Source organism: Streptomyces acidiscabies (assembly GCF_020010905.1).
Taxonomy (GTDB): domain Bacteria; phylum Actinomycetota; class Actinomycetes; order Streptomycetales; family Streptomycetaceae; genus Streptomyces; species Streptomyces acidiscabies.
Map to the genome: position 1 here is coordinate 4,328,018 of NZ_JAGJBY010000001.1, position 14,361 is coordinate 4,342,378.

8 protein-coding genes and 1 riboswitch are annotated in these 14,361 nt (G+C 72.2%); of the genes, 5 read left to right on the forward strand and 3 right to left on the reverse strand.

Annotated features, from left to right (window positions below):
- Positions 1–122: 122 nt before the first annotated feature.
- On the reverse strand, positions 123–2,414 hold the full coding sequence (metE, locus tag J8M50_RS19900) for a 5-methyltetrahydropteroyltriglutamate--homocysteine S-methyltransferase (RefSeq protein ID WP_029184065.1): 2,292 nt from the start codon (positions 2,412–2,414) through the stop codon (positions 123–125).
- A 143-nt stretch (positions 2,415–2,557) separates the two neighbouring features.
- Positions 2,558–2,778: riboswitch (cobalamin riboswitch) on the reverse strand.
- A gap of 177 nt (positions 2,779–2,955) precedes the next feature.
- Here metE and J8M50_RS19905 point away from each other — a divergent pair.
- The 4 genes from J8M50_RS19905 to J8M50_RS19920 all read left to right on the forward strand — a co-directional run bounded on the left by J8M50_RS19905 (position 2,956) and on the right by J8M50_RS19920 (position 8,448).
- Positions 2,956–4,458 (forward strand): MFS transporter, encoded by a 1,503-nt coding sequence (locus tag J8M50_RS19905; RefSeq protein ID WP_010355210.1) that lies wholly within the window; start codon positions 2,956–2,958, stop codon positions 4,456–4,458.
- 375 nt (positions 4,459–4,833) lie between these two features.
- A complete protein-coding gene (locus J8M50_RS19910) occupies positions 4,834–6,555 on the forward strand; it encodes an ABC transporter permease (RefSeq protein WP_010355209.1) in 1,722 nt (573 codons plus the stop codon).
- 56 nt (positions 6,556–6,611) lie between these two features.
- Positions 6,612–7,922, forward strand: a complete 1,311-nt coding sequence (locus tag J8M50_RS19915; protein ID WP_010355208.1) for an ABC transporter ATP-binding protein — start codon at positions 6,612–6,614, stop codon at positions 7,920–7,922.
- Positions 7,923–7,935: 13 nt separating this feature from the next.
- A complete protein-coding gene (locus tag J8M50_RS19920; protein WP_010355207.1) occupies positions 7,936–8,448 on the forward strand; it encodes a DinB family protein in 513 nt (170 codons plus the stop codon).
- A gap of 4 nt (positions 8,449–8,452) precedes the next feature.
- Here the strand turns inward: J8M50_RS19920 and J8M50_RS19925 are convergent, their stop codons facing one another.
- Positions 8,453–8,845: an ArsR/SmtB family transcription factor gene (locus J8M50_RS19925; protein ID WP_010355206.1), complete on the reverse strand. Its 393-nt coding sequence runs from the start codon at positions 8,843–8,845 to the stop codon at positions 8,453–8,455.
- 25 nt (positions 8,846–8,870) lie between these two features.
- The gene (locus tag J8M50_RS19930; RefSeq protein ID WP_029184062.1) at positions 8,871–10,229 is read right to left on the reverse strand and encodes an FAD-dependent oxidoreductase; all 1,359 of its coding nucleotides are present in this window, start codon (positions 10,227–10,229) and stop codon (positions 8,871–8,873) included.
- A gap of 225 nt (positions 10,230–10,454) precedes the next feature.
- Between J8M50_RS19930 and J8M50_RS19935 the strand changes: the two genes are divergently transcribed.
- Entirely contained in the window at positions 10,455–14,060 is a 3,606-nt protein-coding gene (locus J8M50_RS19935; protein WP_029184061.1) for an nSTAND1 domain-containing NTPase, read from the forward strand.
- Positions 14,061–14,361 lie beyond the last annotated feature (301 nt).

Genomic DNA, 14,361 nt, shown 5'->3' on the forward strand with positions numbered 1-14,361 from the left:
GGCTTGCGGGAGCACGGAGACGGTAGGCAGAGGGTGTTACCCCTAAATACTTCCTGTATGAAGGAGGTGTTTCGGTGTACGAATGAAGTCCCCGGGAGTCCCCGGGGACTTCACCCCCTGGCTCAGTACAGTTCGGCCCGTACCCTCCTCGCCGCCGTCACCAGGTTCTCCAGTGACTCCCTCGTCTCCGGCCAGCCCCTCGTCTTCAGGCCGCAGTCCGGGTTCACCCACAGGCGGTCCGGCGGGATCGCCTCAAGGCCCGCCCGGAGCAGCGCCGATGCCTCCTCCGCGCTCGGGACGCGCGGTGAGTGGATGTCGTACACCCCCGGGCCCGCCTCCCTCGGGTACCCGTGCGCCGCCAGTTCGCGGGCCACCTGCATGTGGGAGCGGGCCGCTTCGAGGCTGATCACGTCCGCGTCCAGGTCGTCGATCGCCTGCACGACGTCCCCGAACTCGGCGTAGCACATGTGCGTATGGATCTGGGTCCGCGCGCGTACGCCGGACGTCGCCAGGCGGAACGCCTCCGTCGCCCATTCCAGGTACGCCGCGTGGTCCGCGCGCCGCAGCGGCAGGGTTTCCCGCAGCGCGGGTTCGTCCACCTGGATCACCGAACTCCCCGCCGCCTCAAGGTCGTTGACCTCGTCCCGCAGGGCAAGGGCGACTTGGCGGGCGGTCTCCGCGAGCGGCTGGTCGTCCCGTACGAAGGACCACGCCAGCATCGTCACCGGCCCCGTCAGCATCCCCTTGACCGGGCGGGACGTGAGGGACTGGGCGTACGACGTCCAGCGGACTGTCATCGGGTCGGGGCGGGAGGTGTCCCCGGCGAGGATCGGCGGACGGACGTACCGGGTGCCGTACGACTGGACCCAGCCGTGCTGCGTGGCGAGGTAGCCCGTGAGCTGTTCGGCGAAGTACTGCACCATGTCGTTGCGTTCGGGTTCGCCGTGGACCAGCACGTCGATCCCGGCCTTCTCCTGGAAGGCGATCACCTCCCGGATCTCGGCGCGGATGCGGTCCTCGTAGCCGTCGAGGCCGATCCGTCCGGCCCGCAAGTCCGCGCGGGCGGCCCGCAGTTCGCCGGTCTGGGGGAACGAACCGATCGTGGTCGTCGGCAGCGTGGGCAGCCCGAGATGCGCGCGCTGCGCCAAGACTCGTTCGGCGTACGGCTGTTCGCGGCGCGTGTCGGCCGGGGTGACCGCGGCGGCGCGGGCGCGCACCCCGGGGTCACGGGTGATCGGCGATCCCGCGCGGGACGCCAAGTCGGCGTGGTTCGCCGCGAGTTCGGCGGCGATCGCGCTGGTGCCGCTGGTCAGACCGCGGGCCAGCGTGACGACCTCGGCGGTCTTCTGCCGGGCGAAGGCGAGCCAGCGCAGGATCTGCGGGTCGGTGTCGCGTTCGAGGGCGGTGTCGAGGGGGACGTGCAGGAGGGAGCAGGAGGCGGCGACGTCGACGCGGTCGGCGAGTCCGAGGAGGGTGCCGAGGACGGTGAGCGACCCGGCGAGGTCGTTCACCCAGACGTTGCGGCCGTCCACCACCCCCGCGACCAGCCGCTTGCCGGGCAGCCCGCCGACGGACGCGAGGTCCTCCAGCGTGCCGGGCCGCGTGAAGTCGAGGGCGAGCCCCTCGACGGGCGCCTTCGCCAGCACCGGCAGGGCCTCGCCGGGCCGGTCGAAGTAGGTCGCGACCAGCAGCCTGGGCCGGTCGCCGAGTGCGCCGAGGTCCCGGTACGCGCGGGCGGCGGCGTTCAGCTCGGCCGGGGTGCGGTCCTGGACGAGGGCGGGCTCGTCGAGCTGCACCCACCCGGCGCCGGCCGCGCGCAGCTCGGCGAGGATCTCGGCGTACACCGGGAGGAGCCGGTCGAGGAGGGTGAGCGGGTCGAAACCGGCGTCGACACCGGGGGCGGGCTTGGCCAGCAGCAGGTAGGTGACCGGGCCGACGAGGACCGGGCGTGCCGTGAGGCCGAGCGCGAGGGCCTCCGTCAACTCGCCGACCTGCTGGGAAGGTTCGGCGCGGAAGACGGTGTCCGGGCCCAACTCGGGCACCAGGTAGTGGTAGTTGGTGTCGAACCACTTGGTCATCTCCAGCGGCGGCGCGTCCTGCGTGCCGCGCGCCATGGCGAAGTAGCGGTCCAGGGGGTCCTCGATTCCCGCGTGGCGTACGGGAATCGCCCCGACCATCACGCTGGTGTCGAGGACATGGTCGTACAGCGAGAAGTCACCGGTCGGCACCTCGTCGATCCCGGCGTCGGCGAGCCGCCGCCAGGTCGTGGCGCGCAGGTCGGCGGCGGTCGAGCGGAGTTGGCCTGCGGTGACGCGGCCCTTCCAGTAGCCCTCGACGGCCTTCTTCAGTTCCCGGTTCTCACCCTGCCGGGGGTAGCCGTACAGGGTTGCCGCGGCTGCGGACTTCGTGGTCACGGAGATCTCCTTCACGAGATGATTCCCTGAGGTCCCGGCGACGGGACGAGGGCGTGAAGGACCCACCGGCCGGACGGCAGCGCCGTACGGCCTTCTGTGCGCCGACCCACCCGCGAGGTCACCGGAACTCCGCGCGCGAACAGCTCACGCACGGGCAGTCGGCAGGTCTTCGGACTCACGGGCACGCCTCGTACGTAGACGAGGCACCTACTGGCCGTCGCTTCCCAGGTCCGTGCGGACCCAGTGCGTATGACGGCGGTCGTTCCCGCTCACCGCTGCGGGGCAGTCCCGGATTCCCACCGGGTTCCCTCTTGCGACGCGGCCCGTCTGGCTGACGGGGCGAACCGGCTGCGTCGATCAGCTTACGGGGCGAAGTCGCCGTACGGGCAAGCGTTTCGGGACACGGGAGCCGCGGATCCGCCTGTGACGCCGGTCTCACTATCGAAACGGTTGAGTTTCGCTAGCCAGGTGTGTAGCGTCATTGGAGTACGAAACCGTTTCGTTCGCGAGACGCCGATCATCTCATCGGAGCAGGCCCCTTATGTCACAGACCACCGAGACGCCGGACACGACGTCACTCACCAAGACAGCCGAGGAACCCGCGTCCCGTCACCGCTGGTGGGTTCTCGCGATGATCGGCATAGCCCAGCTGATGGTCACGCTGGACGCGACGATCGTGAACATCGCGATGCCGTCCGCCCAGGCCGACCTCGGGTTCTCCGACGGCGACCGGACCTGGATCGTCACCGCCTACTCCCTCGCCTTCGGCAGCCTCCTGCTCCTCGGCGGCCGGATCGCGGACCTCTTCGGCCGCAAGGTCGCCTTCCTGGTCGGCGTCGGCGGCTTCGCGGCGGCCTCCGCGCTGGCCGGCGCCGCCACGAACTTCGAGGTCCTCGTCGTAGGGCGCACCCTCCAGGGCCTGTTCGGCGCGCTCCTCGCACCGGCCGCGCTCTCGCTGCTGACCACGACGTTCACCGACGCCAAGGAGCGCGCCCGCGCCTTCGGCATCTACGGTGCCATCGCCGGCTCCGGTGCGGCCGTCGGCCTGCTGCTCGGCGGCGTCCTCACCGAGTACCTCGACTGGCGCTGGACCCTCTACGTCAACCTCGCCCTCGCCGTGATCCCCCTGGTCGGCGGCTGGATCCTGCTCAAGCGCACGGCCCGCGAACCCGGCGCGAAGCTCGACATCCCAGGCACCCTCCTCGTCACCACCGGCCTCTTCGCCGTCGTCTACGGCTTCTCGATGGCCGAGTCCCACGACTGGTCCTCCCCGCGCTCCTGGGGCTTCCTGACCGTCGGCGGCATCCTGCTCGCCGCGTTCACCTGGTGGCAGACGAAGGCGTCCCACCCGCTGCTCCCGCTGCGCGTCCTGCTCGACCGCGACCGCGGCGCCTCCTTCGCCGTGATGCTGATCTCCAGCGCCGGGATGTTCGGTGTCTTCCTCTTCCTGACCTACTACCTCCAGCTCAGCCTCGGTTTCTCCGCCGTCAAGACCGGGCTCGCGTTCCTGCCGATGGTCGGCGGGCTGATGGTCGCGGCCACCCTGGCGACCAGCTTCCTCGTCCCCCGGATCGGCCCGAAGATCATCGTCCCGCTCGGCATGGCCCTCGGCGCGGTCGGCCTGGTCTGGATGACGGACCTCGGCCTGGACAGCACGTACGTCACCCACGTCATGCCGCCGCTGATCCTCACCGGCCTCGGCATCGGCCTGGTCATGGCGCCCGCGATGTCCCTGGCCACCAGCGGGGTCGCCGCGCACGACGCCGGGGTCGCCTCGGCCGCCGTCAACACGATGCAGCAGATCGGCGGCTCCATCGGCACGGCACTGCTGAACACCCTCGCGGCGAGCGCCGCGACCAACTACCTGGACGGCAGGAACGCGGGCGACAAGCTCGTCCAGGCGCACGCCGCGCTGGAGTCGTACTCCACCGCGTACTGGTGGTCGGCCGGGTTCTTCGCGGTCGGCGCCGTCCTCACCCTGCTGCTCTACCGCAGCGGCGTCCCGAAGGCCGACGAGAACGCGGCCCCCACGGTCCACATGTGAGCGACATGTGGTGACCGCACTCTGAGCGGAGGGTGCGGGCGAACGGGCCCGGTGTCTGGGGAGACACCGGGCCCGTTCGCATGTCCGCAGGTGAGAGGCGGGCAAGAGCCTCCGCCGTTATTTGCGTCTGGACGCAAGAAGGTGCAGACTCGGCCTGTCGGACCCGTCACGGGTGCAGTCACATCGCGGAACGGAGGCGGCCATGGGCGCAGAACCTCCCAGTCCGAGCCGCCCCCAGGGCGCTCGCTGAACCCCCCTTTCTCTTCTTCACTCCCCACGCTCTCCGTGCTCCCCGGGTGACCCCGCCCCGCCGTCGGCGCGCCGCCGCCGGCCGGGGCGCCTCGCCGTGCGCAGAGTGTGGGCGGAGGCTCCGTGATGCTGATCCGTGCTGTCAAACGACCCCTGCTCTCCCGCTTCTCCTGGGTGGACGCGGCCGTCGCCGCCGCCGTCCTCGTCCTGCTCTACACCGTCCTGCGCGTCGGCCAGGGCACCACCGTCGCCTTCAACACCCACACCACCCTCCACGTCGACACCGACCCCGCGCGCCTCCCGTACGACGCGGCCCGCTCCCTGCTGCGGATGTTCGCGGCGCTCGCCGCGTCGGTCGTGTTCACGTTCGTCTACGCCTACGCGGCGGCCAAGAGCCGCAGGCTGGAACGGGTGCTGATCCCGGCGCTCGACATCCTCCAGTCGGTCCCCGTGCTCGGGTTCCTGACCGTCGCCGTGACCGGGTTCATCGCGCTGTTCCCCGGCTCGCTGCTCGGCCTGGAGTTCGCGTCGATCTTCGCGATCTTCACCTCGCAGGCGTGGAACATGACCTTCGGCTTCTACTCCTCCCTGACCTCCCTCCCACGCGAACTCGACGAGCTGTCACGGTCGTTCGGGTTCACCCGCTGGATGCGGTTCTGGAAGGTCGAACTCCCCTCAGGGATGATCGGCCTCGTCTGGAACGGCATGATGAGCTTCGGCGGCGGCTGGTTCTTCCTCGTCGCGTCCGAGGCGATCAGCGTCAACAACAAGCAGTACGCGCTTCCCGGCATCGGCTCCTACGCGGGCGCCGCGATCGCCGCCGGCGACCTCGGCAAGGTCGGCTGGGCCATCCTCGCCATGGCCGTCATGGTCATCGGCGTCAACTTCCTCTTCTGGCGCCCCCTCACGGCCTGGGCCGAACGCTTCAAGAACGAGCAGTCCGAGGCGGGCGAGGTCCAGAAGTCCGTCGTCCTCGACCTGCTGCGCCGCTCCCACTGGCCCCGGCTCCTCGGCAGGGCGCTGCGGCCCGTCGGGCACGCGCTGAGCAGGGCGGGGCGGGTGTTCGGCCGCGACGACCAGCGGCTGACCGTCGACCGCGCCAAGCAGCGCACCGGCGATGTCGTCTTCACCGTCGTCGCGGGCGGGCTGATCCTCTGGGGGCTCGCCGACCTCGGCCGCTATCTGTACGACCGCACCGGGCTCGGCGTCTTCGGCGAACCGCTCCTCCTCGGGCTCGCGACGTTCGTCCGCGTGATCGTGCTGGTCGCGCTCGCCACCGTCGTCTGGGTGCCGGTCGGAGTGAAGATCGGGTTCTCGCCCCGGCTGACGCGGATCGCCCAGCCGATAGTGCAGGTGCTGGCCTCCTTCCCGGCCAACTTCCTCTTCCCGCTGGCTGTTTGGTTCTTCCTGAAGACCGGGCTGTCCATCAATATCGGCGGCACGCTGCTCATGGCGCTCGGCGCGCAGTGGTACATCCTCTTCAACACCATCGCCGGGGCGATGGCCATCCCGACGGATCTGCGCGAGGCGATGGACGACCTGGGCGTCGTCGGCCGGCAGCGGTGGAAGCGGCTGATCCTGCCGGGGATCTTCCCCTCGTACGTCACCGGCGGGATCACCGCGTCCGGGGGTGCCTGGAACGCGTCCATCGTCTCCGAGGTCGTGACCTTCGGCGGTACGACACTGACGGCGACCGGGCTCGGGGCGTACATCGCGCAGGCCACGGCGAAGGGCGACAACCCGCATCTGCTGGCCGGGGTCGCGGTGATGAGTCTGTACGTCGTGCTGCTGAACCGGGTGCTGTGGCGGCGGCTGTACCGGCTGGCGGAGACGCGCTACTCGCTCTGAGAGCGCCCCGCCTCCCCCTCAACTTGCTTGATTCTCACGTGCTTTGGAGCAACGTCATGACCAACGACCTCCTCCTCGAAACCGTCGGCCTCACCAAGTCCTACGCCGGTGCCGACGGCGAACTCCCCGTCCTGTCCGGCATCGACCTCCAGGTCCGCGCCGGTGAAGTCGTCGCGCTGCTCGGCAAGTCGGGGTCCGGCAAGTCGACGCTGCTGCGCTGCCTCGCCGGGCTCGTCCCGGCCAGCTCCGGCACCGTCACGTACAAGGGGACGCCGCTGACCGGGGCCAACCCCGGTACCGCCATGGTGTTCCAGACGTTCGCGCTGCTCCCGTGGCTCACGGTCCAGCAGAACGTCGAACTCGGCCTGGAAGCCAAGGGAGTTGGTCCCGTCGAGCGTGCCGAGGCCGCGAGGCAGGCCATCGAGCTGATCGGCCTCGACGGCTTCGAGTCCGCGTACCCCAAGGAGTTGTCCGGCGGGATGCGCCAACGCGTGGGTTTCGCACGGGCGTTGGTCGTCGAGCCCGACGTACTCATGATGGACGAGCCGTTCTCCGCGCTGGACGTCCTCACCGCCGAGAACCTGCGCGGCGAGCTGATGGAGCTGTGGGAGTCGGGACGCTTCCCGACCCGGGCGATCGTCCTCGTCACCCACAACATCGAGGAGGCCGTGCTGATGGCGGACCGGATCGTCGTCCTCGGCGCGCGGCCGTACGGCACGATCCGCGAGGTCTTCGAGGTCGGCATGGACCGGCCCCGCGACCGGGACTCGGCCGCGTTCGAGGACCTCATCGACCGGGTGTACCGCACGATGACCGGCCGCCAGAAGGAGGGCCGCGTCCCCGGCCGCCACGAGACCCCCGAACTCGACAAGCGCACCCCCGCGAACACGCCCCTGCCCCCGGCCAGCGTCGACGGACTCTCCGGCCTCGCGGAACTCGTCCTCAGCCGGGGCGGCGCCTGCGACCTCGCGGACCTCGCGGACGACCTCGGCCTGGAGATCGACGACCTGCTGCCCCAGGTCGACGCCCTCGACCTGCTCGGCTTCGGCACGGTCACCGGCGACGACCTGCTCCTCACTCCGATGGGTACGGCCTTCGCGGACGCGGACGTCCAGGACTCGAAGCGGATCTTCGCCCAGGCCGCCGTACAGGCCCCGCTGGTGCGGCTGATCACGACCAGCCTCGGCCAGAACCCCAAGGGCACGCTGCGCGCGGGCTTCTTCCGGGACCTGCTGGCCCACCACTTCACGAGCGAGCAGGTGACGCGGCAGCTGGAGACGGCGACGGACTGGGGGAGGTACGCGGAGCTGTACGCGTACGACGCGGAGCCGCAGGAGTACCGGGCGGAGGAGGCCGGGGTGCGGTAGGTACTGTGCGGAAATGACGAGAAGCGAGCGGCTCGCGGAGCAGTTGGACTGGTACTGGCGGACGAACCTGCGGCCACGGCTGGACGGGCTCACCGACGACGAGTACTTCTGGGAGCCGGTGGGGGACTGCTGGAACGTCCGGCCGGGCGCGGGGAGATGGACGCCGGACTTCGCGTCCCCCGCCCCGGTACCGGCGCCGGTGACCACGATCGCCTGGCGGCTGGCGCACATCGTCGTCTCGTGCCTGGGCTACCGGACCGGGTGGTACTTCGGCGGGCCGGAGGTCGACTCCGAGACGTTCGCGTACGCGGGGACCGCCGACGAGGCGTTGAAGCAGCTCGACGAGATATACGGGCGGTGGAACGCGGGGGTTCGCGGGCTCTCGGACGCCGATCTGGACAGTCCGCCGTCGGTGGGTCCCGAGCGGTATCCGCTGGAGAACAGGGTCCTGCACGTCAACCGGGAGCTGATCCATCACGGCGCCGAGATCGCCTTGCTGCGCGACCTCTACCTCCGGCAGGGCTGAGCCGTCAGTGCGCGGTGGCGGGGCGTGTGGCGCGGGCCCGCGCCGTCTCCGGCGCCGTACGCGTGACCTCCCCGGCAGCCTCCTCCTGTGCGCCCGCCTCGTCGGCCGCCAGGACCGCGCCCTCCAGCAGGGCCCGTACCCGGGGGCCGGCGGCGCGGTAGAAGATGCGGGTTCCCTCGCGGCGCGAGTCGACCAGGCCGGCGCCGCGCAGGCGGGCCAGGTGCTGGGACGTCGCCGCGACGTGCGCGCCGATGATCTCCGCGAGCTTACTGACCGGGAGTTCGCGGTCCGTGAGCGCCCACAGCAGGCGGTAGCGGGACGGGTCGGCGACCGCCTTGAGGACGGCGACCGCCTGGTCGGCCTGGTGCTCGTCCCAGGACCCTACTTGCGCTTCCATGCAAGTAGGGTACCCGGGCGGGCAGTCAGACGGCCGTGTCGGTCTCCTCGCGGACCGGCGGCGGACCGTCCGAGGTCGGGGCGGGCGGGCCGAACAGCACGGCCTTGGCGACGGCGGGTGCGAACAGGGCCGTGACCGGCGCGGACAGGGTCAGTACGGCGCGGAAGGCGGTCCCGACGACGGGGTCACCGGGGGACCGCTCGGTGACCCGGCGCAGATACCATCCCGCGACCCGGTCGGCGGGCTTGGTGGCGACGGCCGTCCCGGTCGCCCCCGGCATCTGCCGGTCCGCCCCGGCGGAGATGTCCCACGCCTGCCGCGACGCGGCGAGCAGCGCTTCCTGCACGCGCCGGGTCGTCGGCGTACGGCGCCGGCCGGCGAGCGCGTCCCGCAGCGCGACCGCGCTCATCGCGGCGATGGCCATGCCCTGGCCGTAGATCGGGTTGAACGTGCACAGCGCGTCCCCGGTCGCGAGGAACCCGGCGGGGGTCCCCGGCAGGTCGTACCGGCGCCGGATGTTCGCCGTACGCCGGAACCCGAACGGCGCGGTCAGCGGCTCGGCCTCCTCCATCCACCGGTCGAGCAGCGGGTGCGCCAGCCGCTTGGTGTACGCCTCGAACGCGGCCTCGTCCGTGGGCGGTTCGTCCCCGCGCAGCCCCGACACGATCACCAGATGCGTGCCGTCCTCCAACGGCAATGCGCCCCCGGCGTGGACCTGTTCGGGGTTGGGGTACACGTAGTACCCGAGGGTCCCCCCGTCGTCGAGGACGGCACCCCCCTTGCCCCGGTAGACGCGGGACGCGTACGCGAGCCCGGTGTCGATGGTCTCCTCCGGTACGGCGCCGGCGCCGATCTCCGCGAGCCACTTCCCCGCCTTGGTCCCGCTGCCGGACGCGTCGACGACCAAGTCGGCCTCGATGTCCCGGAGTTCGGCGTCCTGGGAGCGGTCCCGCACCTGAACGCCCCGCACCCGCGCGGCGTCCCCGAGCAGCCCGACGACGTCGGTCCCCTCCAGCACGGTGATCAGCGGATCGGCGAGCACCCGCCGCCGTACGATCTCCTCCAACTGCCCCCGGGAACCGGTGTAGATGTGCGTCGTCGCGGGGAACCGGCGGAACCAGCGCCCGTGTTGCCACAGCGCCATGTCCGACGGCATGCCCACCCAGGGCGCCCCCGCCGCCCTCAACTCCTCCAGGAATCCCGGCAACAGCGACTCCATCGCCGTCTGCCCGCCCTGCAACAGCACGTGCGGATGCCGTCCCTGCGGCACACCCGACCGCGCCCCGCCCCCCTCCGGGAACCGGTCCCGCTCGACGACGGTCACCCGCTCGGCGTGCCCGGCGAGCACCCGCGCGGCGAGCAGCCCCGCAAGACTCCCACCCACGACCACCGCGTGCCGTCGCCCCGTCCCTGCCGCAGAGTTCACTGATCAGCTCCCTGGTCGTCACGTTGAGCGAAGTCCCAAGTATCCCGCTCCGCGAGGCGCGTCGGCCACTGCGCCGTCCCGCTCCCGTGGACTCCGGGCGATCTTGAGTTCCCCGCTCGGATACTTTAAAGTGCAAGCACTTGATATGCAGGGCATGTACACACACCGAGGTGAGGTGACACCTTGGGCCGTCCCGAACGACCGGTGGACCCCGACGCCGGGCCCTTGCAGCGCTTCGCGTACGAGCTGCGGTCGCTGCGCGGAAACGGCGGATCGCCGTCGTACCGGACGATGGCCCAGCGCACCGGCCTCTCCGTGACCGCCCTGTCGCGGGCCGCGTCCGGCGAGCGGCTGGCGTCGGCCGCGGTGGTGCGGGCGTACGCGCAGGCATGTGGAGCGGACCCCGACGAGTGGGAGCGCCGTCGGCAGGCCGTCGCCGAGGAGGCCGGGCCGCAGGGTGCGGAGGAGGGGAACTCGCCCTATCAGGGGCTGACGAGGTTCGAGCTGGGCGACCGGGACCTCTTCTTCGGCCGGGACCGGTTGGTCGAGGACGCGCTGAAACTGGTGGCGGCTCATCGGTTCGCGGTGCTGCACGGCGCCTCGGGCAGCGGGAAGTCCTCACTCCTGCGGGCCGGGCTGCTGCCCCGTATCGACGCCCTGATCCGGGAGCGGGACCGCGGCATGGAACTGCGGCTGATCACGCCGGGGGCCCGGCCCGCCGCCACCCACGAGCGGCTGCTCGACGCGCCGCCGGACGGGCCGGAACGGCTCGTGGTGGTGGACCAGTTCGAGGAGATCTTCACGCTGTGCCGGGACCGGGCCGACCGCCGGCGGTTCGTGGACCGGCTCCTGGCCGCCGGCGAACCGACGAGCCGGTTGCGCGTGGTCGTCGCGGTGGGCGGCGGCTTCCGCGCGCGGTGCGCCCAGTACGACGGTCTGGCCGTCGCGCTGCGGCACAACTCCCTGGCCGTCCGGCCCATGACGCGGGCAGAACTGCAGGAGGCGGTGGTCAAGCCGGCCACGGCGGCGGGGCTGCGGGTGGAGCGGGAACTCACCGCGCGGATCGTCGAGGAGGCCGCGGACCGGCCCGGCGCACTGCCGATGCTGTCGCAGGCCCTGCGGGAGACCTGGCGAAGACGGAGCAGCGGCGTGCTCACCCTGGCCGCGTACGAGGCGGCGGGCGGTATCCACGGCGCGATCGCCGCTGCCGCCGAGGAGGTCTACGGCTGCCTCTCACCCGCCCAGGCCGCCACCGCCCGGCGGCTGTTGCTGGGACTCGTCACCCCCGGCGAGGGCAGCGCCGTCACCCGCCGTCCGGTCAGCCGCGCCGATCTGCGCGAATGGCCCGACCCCGAACTGCCCGTCGTCCTCGACCGGCTCGCCCGCGCCCGGCTCGTCATCCTGGACGAGGAGCACATCGAACTCGCCCACGAGGCCCTGATCACCCACTGGCCGAGGCTCGATGCGTGGATCGAGGCGAACCGGGAACGACTGCGCGAGCACCGGCGCCTCAGCGAGGCCGCGCGGATCTGGCAGGAGCGCGACCGCGACCCCGGCAACCTCTACCGGGGAACCCATCTCGCCGTCGCCGACCTGCTGTTCGGCCGGGACACCGACGACGACCTCACCGGGCGGGAGCGGGCCTTCCTCAGCGCATCCCGGGTCGCCGACCGCATGGAGCGCTGGACAGCGGGGCGGACACGGCGGCGGATGCGGTCACTGGCCGCCGCGTTCACCGTCGTCGTGGTGGGCGCGCTCGTCGCCGGGCAACTCGCCTGGCAGCGCAGCCACGCGGCCGACCAGGAGCACATCCGCGCCGCGGCCCTGAAGGCCGCCGCCCTCGCCGCCCGGACGCAGCCGGACGATCCCCGTACCGCCGCACTGCTCAGCGTCGCCGCCTGGCGGCTCGCACCCTCCCCGGTCAGCCGCGCGGCACTGATCAGCGCGCTCACCGAGCCCGAGGAAGACGTCCTGACCGGGCCGGAGCCCGGTGCCGGAGGTCGCGCCTTCCTCGCCGACTCCGGCCGCACCCTGCTGGTGGCGGGAGCCGGCACCTGGTCCTCCTGGAACGTGCAGGCGCACCGCCGCACCGGATCGGGCCCGCTGCCGGACGGTCAGGTGGCCGAGGCCGACCCGGCGGGCCGGACCCTGCTGCTGACCGGCGGCAGGCGCCTGTGGCACCTGGCCTCGGGTGCCGGTCGGCCCGGGGCGAGTGGCCGCGTCCTCGGCTTCGGGGCCGACGGGCACAGCTATGTCGTACGGGATCCTGGACCGCGGCCCGGGGTACGGCTGCGCGCGGTCGACGGCGACAGAACGTTGTTCGAGGCGGCGGGTGACGCGTATCCCGTTCCCTCGCCGGACGACAGGCTGGTGGCCGTTTGCCGGCCGGACGGACCACTGGAGGTGTGGGACACCGCCCGCGACTTCGGCCGGCCGGGCGCCTGGGGGACATTCCGTGCGGCGGGGTGCTCGTCGGCGACCGTCGTCTTCGGCGCGGGCGGCGCACGGCTCGCCGTGGCCACGGACACCGGCGTCCTCGTCTGGGACACGGCCACCGGGCGACAACTCGCGGACCTCGCCGGGCCGGCTGCCCAGCACCTCGCCTTCACGCCGGACGGAGCGTTCCTGGCGGCGTCCGGTCCCGACGGCGTGACGGTCTGGCGGATCGCGTCGCCGCGGCTGCCGGTGCTGCGCCGGCCGGTGCCGGGCAGCCCCGTCACCGCCCTCGCCTGGGACCCCGTCGAGCGGACCCTGCGCTATCTGGCGGGCAGCGCCGTGCACTCCCTCGACCTCGACGCCGCCCTGGCCTCCCCGTGGCGCGACCGGCCCGTGGACGCCGTACTGCTCAGCCCGGACGGCCGGCTGCTCGCCGTCTCGGAGCGGACCCCGGCCGGCTACCTCCTCCGTCTCCAGGAGACCCGTTCCGCCCGCGTCGTCGCCGAACTGCCCTTCCCCCGCCGGGCCACCGGCCCCGCCGGGGCCGCCCGCCCGCTGCTGGCCTTCAGCCCGGACAGCCGCAGCATCGCCTACGGCACCACCGTGGCGTCCGGGCCCCTGCCCACCGTCCGGTTCGCGGTACGGGACGTGTCGCCGACCGGCCGGAAGAGCACCTCGTTCGACGTGACGGGTCCCTCCGAGGCCACGGCCCGCGGAATCTTCCTCACCGCGCGCGGCCAGAAGCTGCTGGTCGGCTGGAGTACGCCCGCGGGCTCGCTCGTCGGACAGACGTGGGACACCGCGCACGGGATCCCGTCGGCGCGGGCGGACGACTTGGAGACCTTGGGACGACAGCCGTACCACCTCGCGCTCAGCGCCGACGACACGCACCTCGCGACGGGCGGGGCCTTCGGCTCCGTCACCGTGTGGGACACCGAGGCGGACATCCATCCGAAGGCCACGATCCCCGCGCTCCCCGATATCGCCGACTGCGCCGCCTGTACGCGGGTCACCGCCCTGGCCTTCAGCCCCGACGGCACCACCCTCGCCATCGCCTACGGCTCGGGCGCCCTGCGGCTGTGGGACCTCGCGCTGAACCTGCCCCTGGGCGGCAGCCCGGCCACCTCGGGCGACGTGATCGACTCACTGGCCTTCGGCCCCGACGGCTACCTCTACGCCGCCGGCCCGCACGTCTCCGTCCAGGCCTACCCCGTCGGCCCCGCACAGGCCGCCGCCCGGCTCTGTGCCCGCGCGGGGCGGTCCCTGACCGTCGCCGAGTGGCGGCGCTACCTCCCCGGCGTGCCCTACCGGCGGGTCTGCGACGGGCTGCGGCCGGACGACGGGTCCCCGTAGCCCGCTCACGCGGAAACACAGACGAAACGCGCCGACCCCGTCTGCGGAGACGGCCGTCATACAGGCGTGCCGTACCCGGCGGTATGCCGGCCGATCGCGTTGTTTACCCCTCTGACCTGGGTTGATCAACAATTCCGAGGCCCCGAGAGTGATTGTCGAACGGCCCGCTCCGCCGCCGGTGACCCCCCGGTACGACGGCGGCGCGGTCACCGGTGCCGGCCCTCACACCCCCGAGGGCCGGCAGAACAACAAGCGCACGTGCAGCCCCCGGATTTTCATCAGCCGCGCTTCCCCGCAGCGG